The sequence below is a fragment of the Flintibacter sp. genome (assembly GCF_046973065.1).
Map to the genome: position 1 here is coordinate 1 of NZ_JBKVXZ010000065.1, position 19,579 is coordinate 19,579.

The window sequence follows — 19,579 nt, forward strand, 5'->3', positions numbered from 1 at the left end:
CAATTTGGTGCTTCGTGTTTGTCACGTTGTTTAATTTACAAGGTACACACCGCTTAGCAGCGGCAGGAGTTATTTTACCACACCATTTCGACCTTGTCAAGAGCTTTTTTAAAGTTTTTTCAAACTTTTTTCAGCTCTTAAGGTCAGCCCGGCAGGCTTCTCCTTGTTTCGTCACCCTCACAGGCGACTCGATTAGTTTACCATATCTCAGTTTGCTTGTCAAGAACTTTTTTCGCACCGTCAGGTGGTTTTTGTTCTCTCATTCAAGCCCGCTTTTGACTTGGAAACCACTGTCTCGCGGACAGCTTTGATAGGGTACCACTGCTTCCTCCATTTGTCAACCCTTTCTTCGACTTTTTTCAAAAAAATTTTCCACCGTTATAGAACCCCTATTTTGCGTTCTCCATTTGACAAGCTGTCGCCATAGACTATAATATAGGTATCCTACTTGCTTCGGTTCTGGGAAAGGAGGCCGCGCAATGAACCTGGAATTGAACAACAAGCAGTTTCGCAGGCTGCTGGACCTGGTGTATATCGGGAACTGGATTTTGAACTCCACTCGGGGTGAACAGCGTTTTGCTGACTACGATGAAGTGGAGAGCCTTGTATTTGGAAAAGCTCTGATGGAGGGTATGCCCGCTCTAGCTGAGATCTACCATGGTGAGATCGTCCCTTCTCAGGCCTTTGTGGAGGGCGGAATCCATGAAGCCATTATGGAATATGAAAACAATGTCTTCTTTGATATTTTAGCGGAGGATCTGGCCCGTCGGGATATGGATGATGCTCCCATCGATGAGAGCAACTACGATGAGCTTGCCAGCCGCATTGACGCCTATATCAGCGAATTTGAAGAACATGGCACAGATAACATCTTAGTGGATATTGATATCCCTTAAATCCAGGCAGCAAAAAGCCTGTGCGCTTAATCGCGCACAGGCTTTTTTATGTCTTCTTGCGAAACAGGAAGGTAATCATGAACCAGACAGCCAAATACAGGGTAATGGCCGCACCGGCGGAGGTATCAATATAATAGGACGTCATCAGTCCCGCGATCCCGGCAACCACCGCTCCCAACAAGGAAAAGAGATGATACTGCGTCATATTCTTGGCGATGTTCCGGGCCGCTGCGGCAGGCAGGACAATCAGGGCGTTAATGACCATAAGGCCTACCCAGGTCATGGAGACAGTCACCACTACTGCAATAGCTGCCGAGAAGATAGTCTCCTGCCAAAATACCTTTACTCCCCGGCTGTCTGCCAGGGCAGGATGGACCGCAGAGAGCATCAGCTGGTTAAAGGATACCGCCCAGAGGACGATAATCAGCACTAGAATGACCGCCAGCAAGCCGATCTTGGCCGGCTCTACCGAAAGAATATCGCCGATGAGCAGGGCGTTGAATTTGGTAAAGGAGCGCCCGCCCAGGGTAGAGATAAAGATACCCAGAGCGACGGCGGTAGAGGAAAATACTCCGATCACAGTATCGCTGGCCAGGGCAGAACGGCGGCGCACCCAGTTAAAGAGCAGGGCAAACACCACCGCAAAGGCTACGGCCGCCCAAGTAGGCTCGTTAAAACCACAGATGGCGCCGATAGCCATTCCGGTAAAGGCAGAGTGGCCCAGGGCATCCGAAAAGAAGGACATGCGGCTGTGTACCACCATAGTGGAGAGGATACCGAAGAGCGGAGAAATGACCAGCACCGCCAGCAGGGCGTTTTTCATAAAGTACATCCCGCCGCTTTGGGCCCAGTCAAAGGGCAGCAGCTCTACGAGGGAATACCAAAGCTCCATCAATTCTCCCCTCCCTTCCCCACCCGCAGGTGGAACGTCTCATAAAACTCTGGGGAGGAGAGGATTTCCTCCGGAGGCCCAGATTTGAGCACCTTTTTATTGAGCAGGATCACCTTATCGGCAAACTGCCCCAGGGTGGCAAAGTCATGGGTGGACAAAAGGATGGACAGGTCGTACTTGGTGCGCAGCTCATCCAGCATCTCCAGCAGTTGGTGCTCCCCTTCAATGTCCACACCGGACAGGGGCTCATCCAGAATAAGAATATGGGGCACCGGTTCCAGAGCCAGAGCCAACAGCACACGCTGAAGCTGTCCGCCCGACAGAGCCCCCATGGCCCGGTCCAGCAGATCTTCCCCGTGGACCCGCGCCAAACTGCTGCGGCACCGCTCCCGGTATTTTTCCGGGATAGGCAGCCAAACCGGCCAGCGTGCCGTGGCGGCGGTGAAAAAGTCCAGTACACTTACCGGGTCGCCCCGGTCAAAGCTGGGGGACTGAGGCACATAGCCGATCAAAGGCCGGTTGCCTCCAGTCACGGTACCGTCCGCCAGGCGGATGGCAGGCCCACCTGCCGGGGAGAAGGTAATATTCCCCCCGTAGGGCAATTGACCCAGGATACTGCGGAACAGAGTAGACTTGCCCGCACCGTTGGGGCCGATCAGGGCGGCAATCTCACCGCAGTGGAGGTGGAAGGATACATCCTCCAGGATCTCCTCTCCCTCCAGACGGACGTTGAGCCCCTCCAGCTTCAAACAGCAGGCGTCAGAGCAGCCACCCGCCATTTTTCCATGCTTGATCTTTCTCATCCAATGACCTCTTCCCCGGCAAAGCCGTTGACGATCGTCTTTACATTTGAGGACAGTCCGTCCAGATAGTTGCTCAGCTTCCCATCGTTGGGGCCATCCATCAGCATAGTGAGCTGGCTCACCTGACACCCGGTCTCCCGGGCAATGGCCTGGGCAGTGGCATCAGAGCCATTGATTTCGGTAAAGATGATAGGAATATTATTTTCTTTCACCAGAGAGACCGTCTCATTGATGACCTGAGCGCTGGCCTCGCTGCCTTCCTCCTCTTCAATGGCGGCCAGAAGAGGCAGGTCAAGGGCCTTGGCAAAATACTGGAAGCCGTCGTGGAAGGTAATGAGGCCAGAAATCGTGACGCTACCCTCCTGCTCTGCCTCTTGGATCATCTCCTGGAGGTTGCTGTCCCAACTGTTCAGCAGCGCCAGAGCCTCTGTTAGATTATCAGAGTAGGTCTGCGCATGGTCCGGATCTGCCTGGGACAGGCCTTTCTGGATGTTTTCCGCCATAATCATGGCATTTTCCGGGTCCATCCAGATATGGGGGTCATAGTGCTCCCCATCTTCCTCGTCCCCGTCGTGGTGGTCATGGCCCACCATCTCCAGCATCTGAACTCCCTGGGAGCAGTCGATCACAGCTCCCTGAGCCTGGCTGAGGGCGTCATCCATAAAGTCCTCCAGCCCCGCTCCGTTCATGGCGATGACATCGGCACTTTCAATGAGCTTCATGTCGCTCACCGTCAGCGTGTAGTCGTGCAGACAGCTCACCTCGCCGGTGTTCAGCCGCTCCACCACAACGCCATCTACGTTCTCCGCCACGGCGCTGGCCAGCAGATAGACCGGATAGGTGGTGGCCACCACCGTCAGCCGGGCTTCCGACTGACTCTCCTGTCCCTCTTTGCTGCTGCCGCAGGCGGTCAGCAGAAGGGCGGTGGCTAAACCAAGGGCCAAAATGGCTCGTTTCTTCATATATTGCATTCCTTTCTATGGTCTGCTTCTTTCCCAACGTGCATAGTATAGCTTCTTCTTGGAAATTTGTAAATAAAATTTCCCCGCAGCAAACAGGCCGGTCCCATTCCGGGACCGGCCTGTTGAACCTTTGATTTACTTCTTTGTTTTCTTCTCCAGCAGCTCCAGCAGCAGTTCTTCATTATGAAGGGCCGCCTTGGCCAGAGCCTGAGACTTCTCTTGAAGCCGGTCCAGATTTTCCTGGTAGTGGGCCATCATCTCATCGGCGCAGGCCACCGCCTGCTGAAGATCAAAGTGCTCCACATGGCCTGCCGAGGGCATGTCCAGCTCCTGAAGATAGCTCTCCACCTTGGGGTCATAGACCAGTCCAATGCAGGGCACCGCCATACGGGCGGCGAAGATCAGGGTGTGCAGCCGCATGGCAACACACAGCTTGGCCCGGCCCAGCACCGCCATCAGTTCCCGCGGCGTACAGGCGGTATCCAGCAGATAGGAGGGCTCCTTCATCAGCTCCCGCACCTGATTGGTAGTGGCCCGGTCGTGGCCGGGCTGCATCAGCAGGAACAAAATTTCCATTCCATAGGTCCGCCGCAGATGGTCGCACAGACCGGCCAATTGTTTGGGGAAATCCCCGGTTCCAGGCCAGTTGCGCACCGAGATGGCAGCAAAGGGAGTATTCTCGGGCAGCTGTGCAGAGCGCAGCAGCTCCTCTCCCCGCTCCCGAGGTGCAGGAGGCAGGTTAAATACCGGGTCGGCGGTGACATAGAGGTCGGGGCGCTTTACCCCCATCTCCCGCAGCTCGTTGGCGGAGCTGCGGTCCCGCAGAGTGACCAGAGCCGCCCGCTCCACCGCCCGCTTTACCCGGCGGCGGTTTTCCGGCTTACGCACGGGACCGATGCCGTTGGCGTAGAGCATCACCGGCTTGCCAAAGAGCTCCGCCCCACGGATGATGGACAGGTAGTACATCAGAGATCGGGTGGAAGTGCGGTCCTGCAGCAGGCTCCCGCCGCCGGAGAGCAGGGCGTCGCAGCTGCGCAGCGCGCCCAGCACCTTCCAAAAGCGGAACCTAGGCACGGCCTCCAGGCCGCACAGGTTCCAGGTGAGCTGGGGATCGTTGGAGAGTACCGTCACCGAAATATCCTTGCTGGCCGCCAGGATTCCCTCGTGGATGGACTGAAGGATGGCGTCGTCACCGGCATTGGAAAAGCCGTAGTATCCGCTCATGACTACCCGGTACTTGCGCCGCCGCACCTGCTCGTACACATCCAGGCAATCCTGGGCCATGCGCTGTACCGAATAGTAGGTCTGCACTGTCTGACGACCATAGGCACCCAACCGCTGCTTCTCCTCCTCTGGAAGGTCCAGCGCCTGGGTCACAGCCCAGTATAGCGTCTCCTCGTCGGCCACTGGGTCTGTGCGGCAGCAGAAGTTGGTATCAATGGCCTTCTGCAGCAGCTCCGGACAGAAGAGTCCGGTATGCCCCTGAGCACCGGACAGGACCACCGGCTTTTCCTCCGCCATGGCCTCCAAAGCCGAGCGGGACACACCCACAAACACCTGGCAGGCGGCGGCAATGGCGTTGACGTCGGTACGGGGACCGGTGAGCACCACACAGGTGCGGCCCAGGTCCTGGTTTACTTGCTCCGCGCGCTCCTTGAGCTGCTCAAAGCTGTCGCCGCCGCCGGTAATCAGGATGTGGATGCCGGGGTAGGCTCCATCCAGCTTGGGAGCCAGCTCAATGAGCTGCCGGGCCGTGTGGCAGGCCGCCTGATCCAGTCGGCTGACGTGGCCGATCACCACGCCGTCCCCCAGGTCAAACTCCTTCCGCACCGCTTCCCCGGATACATCCGGAGAGAATTTATTGGTATCGATCCCGTTGATGGTGAGGGTAATGTGCTCGGCCGGCACACCATACTCCCGCACCAGATAGTTCCGGATGTCTTCGCTCACTGCCAGGGTACGTTCGCCCCAGTTGGACAGCAGCTTGAGCACGCCGCTGACCTCAAAGACGCCGTGGCAGGATGTGACAAAGGGAAACCTCAAACTGCCCTGCAGGGTACCGCACAAAAAGGCGGGGATGCGGGCATGGGCATGGACGATATCCGGCTTCTCCTTGCGCAGGATGTCCTTAAGCAGAGCGCGGGAGCGCATCATGTTCTTCACACTGCGCCGGTTCATGGGCACGCTGTAGTGCCGGATCCCCGCGGCAGTCACCTCCGGGACATACACTCCCCCGTTGGAGGCGATCACCACCTCATGTCCTCTGGCCTTCAGTTCCTTGGACAGCTCCACGATATGGGTCTCGGCTCCGCCGATATCCAGCCCCATGGTCGCCATGAAAATCTTCATGGGCAGTTACTCCTTCCCGGCCTCAGCCCTCCGGCTGGGCCGCTTCAATGCTGACAATGCGGCCCAGGAAGAGGCCGTATTTGTTGTTGAACTCCCGGCTGGAATTGACTCCCAGGTTATACACCCGGTTGAGCAGGTAGTTCCCGTTCTCGTCGATCAGGCCCTGGCCTTCAATGGTGAGCAGCAGGTTGTAGCGGCCCTGAGCGGGCACGATCTCATAGGTGCCGTCATCCAGCTTGGCCTCATAGGTACCGTCGCTGACCTGAATGTCGGTGATGGTACCCAGAGAGCCGCCGGTGCTGCGCTCTTTATCATAGATCTGATCGCCCACCTGGATGGCGTCCAGCATGTACTCCGGCTGGTTTTCCACCGACATCTGATACACAATGGTGGTGGTCGCCACATTGCTGCCGGTCTGAGGCTTGTGGGTCTTAACATAGATGGCTGCGGCCATAACAATGACCGCCAGGATGACGATCACGTCGATCACACTGATTTTGCCAAACAGGCGTCCGTTCCGGTCAATGATCTTCATCCCTCATTCCCCCTCTCAATGGCAGTCACAGGTCCGCTGCCCATGTAGCCCGGTCCCCGGACATAGGCAGTCTGGCCCACCCGGAAATCATAGCCGCCGCCCAGCAACAGCGTCTCTCCGTTGTCGGTGCAGGCACTCTCCACCGTCACGTATACATCTTCATAGCCCGCCAGCTCCGCATCCACATAGCAGCGCTCCTCCTGATCGAGGATCTGAGTCACAGCGGGCTTGGTCTCCACCGACACCACGGTGCCGATGCTGTAATTTTTCACGGCATCCTCCAGCTTGTCCCCAGCCTGGATGAGCTGGCTGTCACCCTTGGCCATCTTCTGGAAAACCACAGTATAACGGACCGTCTGGGAGGTAGCGGCGGTGCCGCTGCTGTCACCACTGCGCAGGCTCAGCCAGGCAAAGGCAGCGCCGGCCAGCAGCACAACAATAAGCACAATGGCGTCAAACAAGTTCAGCCGAATGCGAAACTTATGCGCGTTTTGTTCCATGGGATACTCCTTTCAAGGTCTCCAAATAGACCTGTTCCACTTTTTTGGCAAAGATCTCGCCGGTAAACTGAGACTGATAGATCTTTTTTGCGCCCCGGCTCAGCTTCTCCCGCAGCTGGGGCTGGTCGATCATCCGGGCCATGGCGTCGGCCAGAGCCTGGCTGTCCTTGGTGGGGAAGAGCAGGCCGTTCTCTCCGTCCTGGATGACCCAGGGGTTGCCGCCGTAGTCGCTGGCAACGGAGGGCAGACCCAGGCTCATTCCCTCCAGCAGGGCCATAGAGGTGGCCTCGGTACCATAGGAGGCGTTGAGCTGTACGTCCAGAATATTGAGCAGCTCCTTCACATCGGAGCGGAAACCCAGCATCTGCACCACGTCGTCCACGCCCATCTCCACTACCGCCCGGCGCACCTCTTCTTCAAAGGCGCCGGTACCGGCCACCAGGACACGGAAGTTCTGATATCCCCGGTCCTTGAGCTGCTTGGCAGCATAGACCAGGTACAGATGCCCCTTGTAGTCCTCGATCCGTGCCAGGATACCAAAGACTACGGTCCCCTCCGGGATGTTCAGCTCTTCCCGCAGGGCGGCACGCTGGGCCGGAGAGGTCTCCTCCACCGCAGCCACTCCATTCATGACCAGGGTAATCTTTTTCTTGGAGATACCCCCGTCGGTGAGGTTCTCCGCCGTGGCAGGGCTGACGGCAATGATGCGGTCAGCGTAGTGCTCGTTAACCAGCTTGTTCACCCAGCGGCCCGGGGGACGGCGCAGCTTGGCCGGTACCGGGAAGGCAGAATGGCGGCTGTAAATGACGGGCACATGGCAGCGCTTGGCCGCAATCCGTCCGGACAGGGCGCCGTGGGTGTGGACCAGGTCGGGCTTCACCGACCGGATCACCTTCTGGAGCACTTTCACGTCGTCCTTATGGTAGGAGCGGTCGGCCATGCCGTCCACTTCCACCACCTTGGCGCCCGCCTGCTCCAAAGGCTCCTTCAGCAGGCTTCCCCGGGGGATGGCCGCCAAGGTCTCAAACTTGCTCTTGTCTGCAAAGCGCAGATAGTTGAGAATCACCCGTCCCGCTCCGCCGATGTTGGTATCACTGATGATGTTCAACACGCGAATCATGCTGTTTTTCCTCCTTCCGGCAGGGACATGCGCCGGGAAATCAGCGCTCCCACCCCAAGATAGGCCCAGAACAGGAACATGACCCGGTAATTATAGAAGGAGTAATCGGTCATGGCCTGGACCAGGAAGCCGGCGATGCCGGCCCCCACCGCTACGATGTGCAGGCGGGTAAACCAGTCCTTCTCCCGGCAGAACGAGGCGCACATATCCCGGAAAAAGCGGTAGAGCAGCAGCACAAAGATTATTAGTGCAACAATACCCGCGTCACACACGATCTGCAGATACAGGTTGTGGGCGTGGGGAGCCACAATCCCGCTGTAACTGTATTTCGGATAGACCAGATTGAAGGCCGCATCCCCTGGGCCGATGCCGCACAGCCAGTAGTCCTTCAGCATGGCCAGGGTGCCGATCCAAATGTACACGCGGTACGAGGTGGAACTGTCTCCCAAATCACCGATGCTGGAGAAGCGGTTGATAATGGTATCCGGCAGTACAAAGTACAGGGCCACCAGGGCAATGGGGGCCAGCAGCAGCAACCGGGGCTGCAAAAACAGGACAAAGAGGAAGCCGGCAAACAGCAGGCCCAGCCAGGCGCCCCGGGACAGGGTAAGCAGCATACATACGCACATGATGCCGCAGCAGATGAAGTACCACACCCGCTGTGCCCAGTCCTTGGCGGACAGCAGGCCCGCACCGCCCAGAGGGATGGCCAGGATCAGGTACTGGCCCAGCATGTTGGGGTTCTCCAGGGTGGAGGGCACCCGGAAGCTGTCGCCAAACATGTCGGCGTCCACCCAAGCCGTGGACTGATAGCCCCAGCCGAACAGATATTGGAAGATACCGTACAGGGCTACCACCGTTCCGGCCAGCACCATCATGGCGATAAGCACATCCAGCTGCCGCCGGGTGGTGACAGCGTTTTCCAGCATAATGGTAAACAGCACAAAGGCCACGGTGAGCATGCCGCCCAGCAGGCTTCCTTTCAGATTCACCGAGAAGAAGGTTCCTACCAGATAGATGCCGGCATACAGCCAGATATAGCGGTTCATGGGGACATAGAACAGGTCCCGCTGCCGGTCCCGCATCAGGTTGAGCAGCACGGAGAAGCTGCCCACCATCGCCAGCCCCAACACCGCCATGGTAGGCAAAATGGGGGCCAAAACCACTGCCGCGCCGCACCACAGCCAGCTTTTCAGAAAAATACTTCCTGCAAATAGCTTCTCCAGGCACAGCATCCGCCAAAGCCAATTCAAAAACTGGTGGATCTTATCCCACAGACGGTAAAAGACACTGCTTTTTGACTCCGCCTGTTCCAGGGCCAGGGGCGGGTGGATGAACCACTGGATCACGCCGCTTCGCTGCCACTGACCGCTGAACCACAGGCAAATCGCCGCCAGCACACGATAAAGCACGCTGGCTTGTATTATGGTTCGCATTTGTTCCATATGTTCTTTAACCTCGTTTCCGCACTCGTTTCACCATATCCCGGACCATATTCGCTTCATCCAGTCCGGTCAGGGTAGCCAACAGGAAATACACCGCCACGCCGACCAGGGCGCAGATTCCCAGCAGCACCAGCTCCCCTACCTTTCCCTGGGGCAGCAGGTTCTCCAGGCCGTACCGCACCGCAGGCACCACCGCAGCCATGCCCACCGTGGACACCAGCATCTTGCCTGCATCCCTGCCAAAGCCGGCATTGAACACGCCGCCGCCCTGTTTTTGCAGGGGGATCAGCAGCAGCAGAGCGTACAGAGTGGAAGAGATCGAGGAGGAGATGGCCAGACCGGCCACGCCCAAAGGCTCGGTGAGCAGCATACAGCCCACAACATTGGCCAGAATGGAGATCCCGCCGGCAATCAGGGGGGTGCGTCCGTTCTGCTGGGCAAAATAGGCCCGGCTGAGAATATTCTGCAGGCCGTAGCCCACCATGCCCAGGGACACCCACACCAGAGCCTGGGAGGTGATATTCACCGAGAATTCGTCAAAGGCTCCGCCTCCGTAGAGGAAGGAGACCATGGGCCGGGCCAGAGTCATCATTCCCGCCGCCATGGGCATGACGAAAAACAGACTGCTGTGCACCGTCTGACGGATGGTGTCCCGGAACGCATCCTCCTGGTGCTCCGCCGTCAGCCGGGAGAGCTTGGGGAAGATCACGTTGGTGATGGAGAGGATAAACACGCCCGCCACCACCAGATACAGGTTGGTGGAGTATTCCATGGCCGACACGCCCGCTCCATCGTAGAGGTGGGAGCCGAACTTGGTGTTAATGGTCAGGTTGATGGGCTGCACCCAGGTGGAGATCATCACCGGTCCCATCAGAGAGAAGGCTTTTCGCATCCCCTCCGAGCGGAAGGAGAAGTCCGGGTGGTAATGAAAGTCCAGCCGCCGCAGCGTGGGCACCTGGATGAGAGCCTGGAGAAGCCAGCCCACCAGATAGGCCGCCGCCAGTCCGTATACGCCGAACCGGTCATCCAGGAAAAAGAAGTAGCCGATGATGACCAAATTGGACACAGTGCTGATGAGGGCCGGGATATTGAAGCGGTCCATGGACTGCAAAATACCCACAAAGGAGAAGGCTACTCCGGTAAACAGCACCGTGGGGAACATGGCCCGGGTGAGGGATGCGGCCAGGGCCGCAGTCTCGGCATCGTAACCGTCGGCAAACAAAGTGACCAGTGGCTGGGCAAATACCATACCCAGCACGGTGAGCACAGCGGTAAGCAGCGCCATCACCGACAGGAAGTTGCCGCCAAAACGAAAGGCCTCTTTCTTCCCTTTCTTGGTCAGGTACTCGCTGAACACGGGAATAAAGCAGGCCGCAATCGCGGAGGCAAACACCACGTCAAAAAAGACCCGGGGAATACGGCTGGCGATATAAAACGCCTTGGCCTCCATCCCGGTGGTTCCGTAGTGCACCGCCATCAGATGATCCCGGTATAATCCCAGCACCTTGCCCAGCAAGGTGATCGCCATAACCATACTGATGGTTTTTGTAGCATTTTCGTTGTTTTTTGCCAAGCTTTCCTCTCCTTTCCCGGACCGCAGTCCATACCATGGAAATAATCGCTTTATTCTACACCAAGGTTTTTTCTTTTTCAACTGTTCTTGCGCCGGATTCACGGCTTGTTCATAACTTCCTCTTGGTTGTTTCTCCCATTCCGAGGTTTTTTTGCCTGGTTTCTCCCATTGAATCCCAGGAGCTTTCCTGCTATAATGTATTATGTTCGCCTTTTCACAGGCGCCTTTCGGCCCTATCCACATTATTATTACAGCAAAGGAGTTCCCATGAAACACGCAGTCCAATCTCTGTCAAAACGAGCTGCGGCAGTGCTTCTGGCCGCAGCGCTCGCCCTTCCAACCGCCTATGCCTCGGCTGGGACCCGTTGGCTGACCTCCTCTCAGACCCTCACCGATGGTCTGACTTATGTCAACACCATAACCCAGCATTCCTCCGCCGGGCGGGTGGAGAGTTACTCCTTCCAGCTCAGCCCCGACAGCGATGTCTACCCCATCATGGTCCAGTCCTCGGGCACAGCCTACGGCGCGGCCACCATTAACAAGGCCATCAGCTACGCGGAAAGTATGGGCTATAACGTCATCGGCGGCATCAACAGTGACTTTTTCGGAAACGGCGGCGTTCCTCTTGGCATCTCCATTGAGGACGGCATCTACAAATCCAGCCCCGAGGGCAACAACGCCGTGGCCACCGTCAACGGACAGGTCTCCCTGTCTGTCTCTCCCCAGGTATACATCACCCTCACCAACCAGAGGGACAACAGCACCGTGGAGCTGACCCATTTTAATAAGTGGCGTAACTCCTCCGGCGGTCTCTACCTTTATAATGAAGATTTTTCCACTATCTCCACCCAGACCAATGCGGCCGGCGGCCGTATGGTCCGTTTTAAAGTAGTTGACAACGGCAAAAGCACCGACCTTACTGTCAACAGCACCCTGACCCTGGAAGTGGTCGACGTCTTTGAGACCTCCGACGCTGTCCCCATCGGAGAAGATAACTACATTCTCACCGCAGCCTATGAGTCGGGCTTTTATGAGGTCTTTGCCAGCTACCATGTGGGCGACCGGGTCACCCTGACCACCTCCTGCTCTGACTCGGTCCTCTCCAATGCCCAGTGGGCCAGCGGCGCGGGCGACATCATCGTACGCAACGGCTCCATTACCGACAGCTCCCAGTGGGTCTACGGCAAGGATGGCCGCAACCCCCGCACCGCCCTGGGCGTCAAGGCAGACGGCACTCTGGTGCTGTACGAGGTAGACGGCCGTCAGTCCGGCTACTCCGGCGGTCTGAGTGAAAAGGATCTGGCCGACGAGCTGCTTCAGCAGGGCTGCCAGTGGGCGGTCAACCTGGACGGCGGCGGCTCCTCCATCCTCAGCGCCCGTCTGCCCGGCTCGGACAGCGTGGACGTTCAAAACTCCCCCTCCGGCGGATACCCCCGCAGCTGCGCCACCTTTATCCTTCTGGTCACCGACGACCCCGGCACCGGACCTGCCACCCGGCTGGCTTTGAAGGAGGACGGCCTGGTGGTACTGGCCGGCTCCAGTGTCACCTTGGGCGACGTGGTCTCCATCAATGACGGAGTCAAAACCGTCAATTCCCGGGTCTCCGACGCACAGTTCACCTCGAAGAATGGTCTGGGCTCCTTTAACGGCTCGGTCTATACCGCCGGTGCCAAGGGCGGCACCGACACCATTGAGATCTACTCCCCCTCTCTGGGCCTCTACGGCACCGCCCAGATCCACGTGGTCACCGCCCTGTCCCAGCTCAACGTCACCAAGGCGGGCAGTTCCAGCTCCCTGACCTCCCTGTCCATGAAGGCAGGCGACTCGGTACAGCTCTCCGCCACCGGAACCTACTGGTCCCGTGACGCCCTGCGCAGCGGCTCTGCCGCCAGCGTGACCTGGTCGGTAAGCGGCGGCGTGGGCACCATCACCAAGGACGGCCTGTTTACCGCCAACGGCACCAGCAACAGCGGCACTATCACCGTCAAAGCGGGCGGCGTCACCAAGAACATCTCGGTCTCTCTGAGCAATGTCCACACCGACGTCACCCCTGACCACTGGTCCTACACCGCGGTGGAGTATTGCTATGAGCACGGCATCGTCAGCGGCATTTCCCCCACTGAGTTTGGCCGGGATTACTCCATCTCCCGGGGCGACTTTGTTCTGATGCTTTACAGCGCTCTGGACCGTCCCGCCGTAACCGGACAGCCCACCAATTTCACTGATGTAGCCTCCACAGATTACTATGCCACCGCCATTGCCTGGGCCAGCGCCAACGGTCTGGTCTCCGGCATCTCCGCCACGGAGTTTGGTCCCAAGACCTTGGTCACCCGTGAGCAGGCCTTCACCATTCTGCACCAGGCCATGCCTCTGCTGGGCATCACCTCCCCCACCCCTGATCTGAGCGTACTGGATCAGTTCTCCGACAAGGATCTGATTGCTGACTACGCCAAACCCCACATGGCCGCCCTGGTCTCTCAGGGCGTGGCCAGCGGCGCTGGCGATACCATCAATCCCCGTGGCAATCTGACCCGTGCGGAAATGGCCGCTCTGCTGTACCGCCTGCTCACCTATGATGAGACGGAGCAGCCCGAGCAGCCCACCGTAGATCCGGACGCCACCCTCACCCTGGATCCCACCCAGTCCCAACTGGCCTCGGCCCAATCTCTCCAGATCCAGGCCGTGCTCACCGGTGCTCAGGGAACGGTCTCCTGGCGCTCCAGTGATCCTACCATCGCCGCCGTCTCTTCCGATGGCACCGTGACCAATGTGTACACCGGCAGCGGCACCGCCCAGGTCACCATTACCGCCACGCTGGGCTCCCTCTCCGCCAGCGCCGTGTTCACCTGTGAAAGCGCGGAGCAGGTGGGTCAAGTGACCGCCGAACCCAGCCTGAATGTGCGCTCCGGTCCCGGCACCACTTACTCCATCATCTCCAGCCTCACCTATGGACGCAGAGTGGTCATTCTGGACGACAGCACGGACGGCTGGTATCAGGTTCTCTTCTCCAACGGCTCCGGCCAGGCCGTCACCGGCTATGTCTCCGCTGACTATCTTACTGTGACCTGACTGAACGCATAAAAATGGACCCGCTGCAGCATGCAGCGGGTCCATTTCATATTATTGAAGGTTATGCTCCTGCCGTCTCTGCCAGAGCCGCCCAATATACAGTGCCAGCATAGCGCACACTGTACCCACCAGGGCGCCGCCCAGCACATCGCTGGGGTAATGCACCCCCACATACAGCCGGGAGAGCCCCATCAGCACCGCCTGAATCACCGCCGTGCGGCGCATCCAGGGTTTGGGAAGGGTCCTGGCCCACACCAGCCCCGCCGAAAAGGCGGCGCAGGTGTGCCCAGAGGGGAAGGAGTTGGGGTCGCCGGAGGTGAGCAGAGGGATCAGACCCTCCACCACCGTATAGGGTCTTGGCCGGGTAAAGATCAGCTTCAGCCCCAGGTTGGTAAACAGCAGACTGAAGATGAGCGCACAGCCCGCCAGCAGTCCCGCCTTCCGGGTGGGACGCCAGAACAGCATGGCCACAGAAAGCACAATCCACAATATCCCCGCGTTGCCCAGCGTGGTAAAGGCCTTGACCACCGGGTCCAGCCACGCCTGCCGCACCGCCTCCTGGATCCACAGCAGCACCGCCTCGTCTATTCCCTGTATCGCCAGCGGCATATTTTTTCCTCCTATCCGTCCTTGACCGGCCCTCTCAGGCCCGATATAATGGTCTTGTCCCTGCCCGTTCCCCTTGTGCGGAATCGGCAGGCAGTTATGGTATTATACCCGCTTTTTCTCCGCTGCGCAAGGGCGGTGGAGCCCTGTTTACAGGAGGTCTGTCCCGTTGAAGCAAATCATCTGCCTCTCCAATGAACCCTGGAGTGCCTCCCCCGGCCGGACTCAGCAGCTACTCTCCCGGCTCAAGGACACCCAGATCCTATATTTTTCCCCTGCCGCCCGCTGGAACGACCCCAGTTTCCACGCCAAAGGCCGGCAGGTCAAACAGAATATCACCGTCTATACGCTTCCTCCCCTTCTGCTCCCCATGGACGAGCGCTTTGGCCATTTCTTCCGCCTGGGGCAGCGGAAGCTCAGCCGCTTCATTGCCGCCAAGGCCGCCCGCGCCCGGTTCTCCTCCCCTCTCTTGTGGACCACCTGCCCGGAGCACGTCCACCTGCTGGACCGACTGGACTACGACGGGCTGGTTTACGACTGCGACCGGGAGTGGGACGATCTGCCTCTGGCCTGGGAGGGCGCGCTGGCCGGCGCGGCCGATGTGGTGTTTGCCGCCTCTTCCGACCTAATGGACCGCCTGTCCCCCTGCAGCAGCAACATCGCCCTGCTTCCCAACGGCGGGACCTACCCGCTCTTTGCCAAGGCCACCGCCCCCGACCGGGTACGCCCCAGCTCCCCCTTCCATGGTCCTGTGCTGGGCTATGCAGGCACCATCCACTATGATTTGGACCTGTCCCCCCTGCTCTACGCCGCCCAGGCCCGGCCCGACTGGACGTTTCTGCTCTTAGGCCGGCGAGAGCACAACCCCTTCCTGCGCCGGCTTTCCCGTCTGCCCAACGTGGTACTGCGCCCCTCCTGTCCCCTGATGGAGGTACCGGAACATCTGGCACAGTGTCAGGTACTGCTCAATTTCCTCCGGGACGATCAGCCCGACTGCGACGTGATCCCCACTCGAATCTATGAGTATCTGTCTACCGGGCTGCCTATTGTCACCATGGTCTGGCCCGATCAGGTGGAACCCTATCCCGACGTGATCTACGCCGCCCACTCCCCTCAGGAATTTCTTACCGCCTGCCAGCACGCTCTGGAGGAAATCCCCTCCTGGACCGCTCCCCGCCGTCGTTCCCACGGCGCTGCAGGCGCCTGGTCTGTGCGCGCCGGCGAGGTCTCCCATATTTTAAGCGTGTCCGGACTGCTGTAACCCCTGTCCGCTCTCCACCCCTGTACAACTCCCCCCTGACTTTTCCCCGTCTTCCTTGTACAAGCCTACGAATTTCCCAGGGCCTCTTGCAAATTCTCCAAGGATTCGATAAAATGGAACTCTAATTGATGGGACAAGGAGGTTCTTCCATGGTTTGCGGATTTTTCCATTCCGTTTTTCACCTGGATTGTATTTTCCACGGTCCCAATCTGTCCAAATATCCAAAAGCATAAGAGATGATCAGGCTGTCTGTGCGCGCAGATGGCCTGACTTTTTTCTTTTCCAAAAACAAGAAACCTTATGGCGTTTGGATCGGACCATCTGAAAGGAGAGAGCATCTATGAGCAAAAAAGTGGCTGTGATCATGGGCTCGGATAGCGACTGGCCGGTAGTAAAGGGTGCCTGTACTCAGTTGGAGGAGTTCGGCATTCCCTTTGAAGCCCACATTCTCAGCGCCCACCGCACCCCTGCCGCCGCCGCGGAATTTGCCCGGTCCGCCCGGGCCAATGGCTTTGGCGTGCTGATCTGTGCCGCGGGCATGGCCGCCCACCTGGCCGGCGCCTTCGCGGGCAACTCCACTCTTCCCGTCATCGGCATCCCCATGAAGGGCGGCGCCATGGACGGACTGGACGCCCTGCTGGCTACCGTCCAGATGCCCAGCGGTATCCCTGTGGCCACCGTGGCCATCAACGGCGCGAAAAATGCTGCCGTGCTGGCCGCCCAGATTCTGGCTGTCTCGGATGACGAGCTGGCCGCCAAGCTGGACGCCGCCCGGGAGAAGATGGCCGATCAGATCGCTCAGAAGGAGCAGAAGCTTCAGGCCGAGCTGGCCTGACCCCCGCGTTCCCGCCCATTTGCAAGATCCACTTTTCAACATATCGTTTGAAACAACATCAGGAAGGAAGGATTTCATTATGAACAAACTGGAGCAGCTGTACGAGGGCAAGGCCAAGAAGGTCTATTCCACCGAGGACCCCAGTGTTGTTATCGTCTCCTACAAGGACGACGCCACCGCCTTTGACGGCGCCAAGAAGGGCACCATCACCGGCAAGGGGGCCATCAACAACCAGATGACCAACTACCTCATGCAGCAGCTGGAGAAGGCCGGCGTGCCCACCCACTTTGTGGAGGAGCTCAGCGAACGTGAGACCGCGGTGAAGAAGGTCTCCATTGTCCCCCTGGAGGTCATCGTCCGCAATATCTCTGCCGGCCACTTTGCCAGCAACTACGGCGTGAAGGAGGGCATCGTGTTTGACGAGCCCACCATCGAGTTCTCCTATAAGAACGATGATCTTCACGATCCCCTCATCAACGATTACCACGCGGTCGCTCTGAAGCTGGCCACCTGGGACGAGATCGACCTCATCAAGAAGTATGCCTTCCAGGTCAACGACTTCCTGAAGAAGACCCTGGCCGAGTGCGGCGTCACCCTGGTCGACTTCAAGCTGGAGTTCGGCAAGACCGCCGACGGCACCATCGTCCTGGCCGACGAGATCAGCCCCGACACCTGCCGTTTCTGGGACTCCAAGACCGGAGAGAAGCTGGATAAGGACCGCTTCCGCCGGGATCTGGGCAACGTGGAGGGTGCCTATCAGGAGATGGCCCGCCGTCTGCTGGGTAAGTAAGATTGATCAAGACTAACTTAGGGAGGCACTAACATGGGAGGCTTTTTTGGCGCGGTGGCGCACCAGGACGTGACCCTGGATATCTTCTTCGGAGTGGACTACCACTCTCACCTGGGCACCCGCCGGGGCGGCATGCTGATCTACGACGAGCAGGACGGATTTCAACGCCAGATCCACTCCATTGAAAATACCCCTTTCCGCACCAAGTTCGAGAAGGACCTGAGCGAGTTCCACGGCAACTGCGGCATCGGCTGTATCAGTGACACGGACCCCCAGCCCCTGCTGGTGCGGTCCCACCTGGGGCTGTACGCCATCACTACGGTGGGTATCATCAACAACTCGGAGGAGCTGATCCAGCGCTATTTCTCCGACCACGGCCACCAGTTCATGGCCATGAGTTCGGGCAAGGTCAACGCCACCGAGCTGGCCGCCGCCCTTATCAACCAGAAGGATGATCTGGTCAGCGGTATTCTCCACGCTCAGGAGGAGATCCAGGGCTCTCTCACCCTGCTCATTCTGACGGAGAAGGGCGAGATCATCGCCGCCCGTGACCGGCTGGGCCGTCTGCCCGTGCTGGTGGGCAAGAAGGAGGGGGCACACTGCGTCTCCTTTGAGTCCTTCGCTTACCACAAGCTGGGCTACCAGGACGCCTACGAGCTGGGTCCCCGTGAGATCGTGCGTATCACCGCCGACGAGTGTGAGACCCTCTCCCCCGCCGGCGAGGAGATGAAGATCTGCGCCTTCCTGTGGACCTACTATGGCTACCCCAACTCCAACTATCAGGGCATCAACGTGGAGGTCATGCGCTACCGCAACGGTGAGATCATGGCCCGGGACGAGGTGTCCCGTGGCGCGCTGCCCAAGGTAGACTATGTGGCTGGCGTGCCCGACTCCGGTCTGCCCCACGCCATCGGCTTTGCCAACCGCAGCGGCAAGCCCTTTGCCCGTCCCTTCGTAAAATACACTCCCACCTGGCCCCGCTCCTTCATGCCTGCCAATCAGGAGGTGCGCAACCAGGTGGCCAAGATGAAGCAGATCCCCGTGCCCGAGCTCATCGAGGGCAAGAAGTTGCTGTTCGTGGACGACTCCATCGTCCGGGGCACCCAGCTGCGGGAGACGGTGGAATTCCTCTATGAGTCCGGCGCGGAAGAGGTCCACATGCGTTCCGCCTGCCCCCCCATCATGTACAGCTGCAAATACCTCAACTTCTCCCGCGGCAATTCCGACATGGACCTGCTGGCCCGCCGCACCATCCAGGAGCTGGAGGGCGACGAGGGACAGCAGCACCTGGAGGAGTACGCCGACGGCACCACCCAGCGCGGTCAGTGCATGCTGAAGACCATCTGCGAGAAGTTCGGCTTCACCTCCCTGGGCTACCAGTCCCTGGAGGGCCTGCTGGAGGCCATCGGCCTCGACCGGGATAAGGTGTGCACCTACTGCTGGAACGGAAAAGGTTAACGGAGGTTTTCTCGTATGAAAAATTCTCATTCTGAGTCCTACGCCGCTGCCGGCGTGGATGTTACCGCCGGCTACGAGTCGGTGGAGCGCATCAAGCCCATGGTGGAATCCACCTACATTCCCGGCGTGCTGGGCACTCTGGGCGGCTTCGGCGGCATGTTTGCCCCCGATATGGCCGGGATGAAAAAGCCGGTGCTGGTCTCCGGCACCGACGGCGTGGGCACCAAGCTGCGCCTGGCCCAGCTGATGAACAAGCACGACACCATCGGCATCGACTGCGTGGCCATGTGCGTCAACGATATCATCTGCGGCGGCGCCGCTCCCCTGTTCTTCCTGGACTACATCGCCTGCGGCAAGAACGACCCCGTGCGCATCGCTGAGATCGTCACCGGCATCACCGAGGGCTGCCGCCAGTCTGAGTGCGCCCTGGTGGGCGGTGAGACCGCCGAGCACCCCGGCCTCATGCCCGATGAGGACTACGATGT

Annotated in this window: 18 protein-coding genes; 8 read left to right on the plus strand and 10 right to left on the minus strand. The window is 59.0% G+C overall.

The annotated features are described in order from the left end of the window. Positions 1-311: hypothetical protein (locus ACLTXB_RS16470; protein ID WP_428227722.1), on the plus strand; the 311-nt coding region annotated here is incomplete at its 5' end. Positions 312-479: 168 nt separating this feature from the next. Further along, a complete protein-coding gene (locus tag ACLTXB_RS16475; RefSeq protein ID WP_008981904.1) occupies positions 480-896 on the plus strand; it encodes a hypothetical protein in 417 nt (138 codons plus the stop codon). A gap of 46 nt (positions 897-942) precedes the next feature. Here the strand turns inward: ACLTXB_RS16475 and ACLTXB_RS16480 are convergent, their stop codons facing one another. From ACLTXB_RS16480 to murJ, 9 genes are all read right to left on the minus strand, one after another. Further along, positions 943-1,788, minus strand: a complete 846-nt coding sequence (locus tag ACLTXB_RS16480; protein ID WP_020989953.1) for a metal ABC transporter permease — start codon at positions 1,786-1,788, stop codon at positions 943-945. Further along, positions 1,788-2,591: a metal ABC transporter ATP-binding protein gene (locus ACLTXB_RS16485; protein ID WP_428227723.1), complete on the minus strand. Its 804-nt coding sequence runs from the start codon at positions 2,589-2,591 to the stop codon at positions 1,788-1,790. The genes ACLTXB_RS16480 and ACLTXB_RS16485 overlap by 1 nt, the downstream gene beginning before the upstream one ends. Next, entirely contained in the window at positions 2,588-3,553 is a 966-nt protein-coding gene (locus ACLTXB_RS16490; RefSeq protein ID WP_428227724.1) for a metal ABC transporter substrate-binding protein, read from the minus strand. The genes ACLTXB_RS16485 and ACLTXB_RS16490 overlap by 4 nt, the downstream gene beginning before the upstream one ends. A 135-nt stretch (positions 3,554-3,688) precedes the next feature. Continuing rightward, complete coding sequence (gene csaB, locus ACLTXB_RS16495) at positions 3,689-5,902, minus strand: polysaccharide pyruvyl transferase CsaB (protein ID WP_428227725.1); 2,214 nt, start codon at positions 5,900-5,902, stop codon at positions 3,689-3,691. Between the two features lie 22 nt (positions 5,903-5,924). After that, on the minus strand, positions 5,925-6,437 hold the full coding sequence (locus tag ACLTXB_RS16500; RefSeq protein ID WP_008981899.1) for a DUF4330 domain-containing protein: 513 nt from the start codon (positions 6,435-6,437) through the stop codon (positions 5,925-5,927). Then, the gene (locus ACLTXB_RS16505) at positions 6,434-6,937 is read right to left on the minus strand and encodes a DUF4330 domain-containing protein (protein ID WP_110440285.1); all 504 of its coding nucleotides are present in this window, start codon (positions 6,935-6,937) and stop codon (positions 6,434-6,436) included. Before ACLTXB_RS16505 ends, ACLTXB_RS16500 begins: the two co-directional genes overlap by 4 nt. Further along, positions 6,918-8,057, minus strand: a complete 1,140-nt coding sequence (locus ACLTXB_RS16510; RefSeq protein ID WP_428227726.1) for a glycosyltransferase family 4 protein — start codon at positions 8,055-8,057, stop codon at positions 6,918-6,920. The genes ACLTXB_RS16505 and ACLTXB_RS16510 overlap by 20 nt, the downstream gene beginning before the upstream one ends. Then, a complete protein-coding gene (locus ACLTXB_RS16515) occupies positions 8,054-9,502 on the minus strand; it encodes an O-antigen ligase family protein (RefSeq protein ID WP_428227727.1) in 1,449 nt (482 codons plus the stop codon). The genes ACLTXB_RS16510 and ACLTXB_RS16515 overlap by 4 nt, the downstream gene beginning before the upstream one ends. Positions 9,503-9,509: 7 nt before the next feature. Next, positions 9,510-11,075, minus strand: a complete 1,566-nt coding sequence (gene murJ / locus ACLTXB_RS16520; protein WP_428227728.1) for a murein biosynthesis integral membrane protein MurJ — start codon at positions 11,073-11,075, stop codon at positions 9,510-9,512. A gap of 267 nt (positions 11,076-11,342) precedes the next feature. On the opposite strand from murJ, the gene ACLTXB_RS16525 reads away from it, so the two are divergent. Beyond that, a complete protein-coding gene (locus ACLTXB_RS16525; RefSeq protein WP_428227729.1) occupies positions 11,343-14,144 on the plus strand; it encodes an S-layer homology domain-containing protein in 2,802 nt (933 codons plus the stop codon). Between the two features lie 51 nt (positions 14,145-14,195). Here ACLTXB_RS16525 and ACLTXB_RS16530 read toward each other — a convergent pair whose 3' ends face one another. Continuing rightward, positions 14,196-14,753: a phosphatase PAP2 family protein gene (locus tag ACLTXB_RS16530; protein WP_428227730.1), complete on the minus strand. Its 558-nt coding sequence runs from the start codon at positions 14,751-14,753 to the stop codon at positions 14,196-14,198. A gap of 166 nt (positions 14,754-14,919) precedes the next feature. On the opposite strand from ACLTXB_RS16530, the gene ACLTXB_RS16535 reads away from it, so the two are divergent. From ACLTXB_RS16535 to ACLTXB_RS16555, 5 genes are all read left to right on the plus strand, one after another. Beyond that, complete coding sequence (locus ACLTXB_RS16535) at positions 14,920-16,011, plus strand: glycosyltransferase family protein (RefSeq protein ID WP_428227731.1); 1,092 nt, start codon at positions 14,920-14,922, stop codon at positions 16,009-16,011. 340 nt (positions 16,012-16,351) lie between these two features. Then, a complete protein-coding gene (gene purE / locus ACLTXB_RS16540; protein ID WP_008981891.1) occupies positions 16,352-16,846 on the plus strand; it encodes a 5-(carboxyamino)imidazole ribonucleotide mutase in 495 nt (164 codons plus the stop codon). Between the two features lie 79 nt (positions 16,847-16,925). Next, on the plus strand, positions 16,926-17,636 hold the full coding sequence (gene purC / locus ACLTXB_RS16545) for a phosphoribosylaminoimidazolesuccinocarboxamide synthase (protein ID WP_428227732.1): 711 nt from the start codon (positions 16,926-16,928) through the stop codon (positions 17,634-17,636). Positions 17,637-17,669: 33 nt separating this feature from the next. Next, positions 17,670-19,094, plus strand: coding sequence for an amidophosphoribosyltransferase (locus ACLTXB_RS16550; protein ID WP_428227733.1), 1,425 nt, complete (start codon positions 17,670-17,672; stop codon positions 19,092-19,094). A gap of 15 nt (positions 19,095-19,109) precedes the next feature. Beyond that, a partial coding sequence (locus ACLTXB_RS16555) for a phosphoribosylformylglycinamidine cyclo-ligase (RefSeq protein WP_428227734.1) occupies positions 19,110-19,579 on the plus strand: 470 nt, incomplete at its 3' end.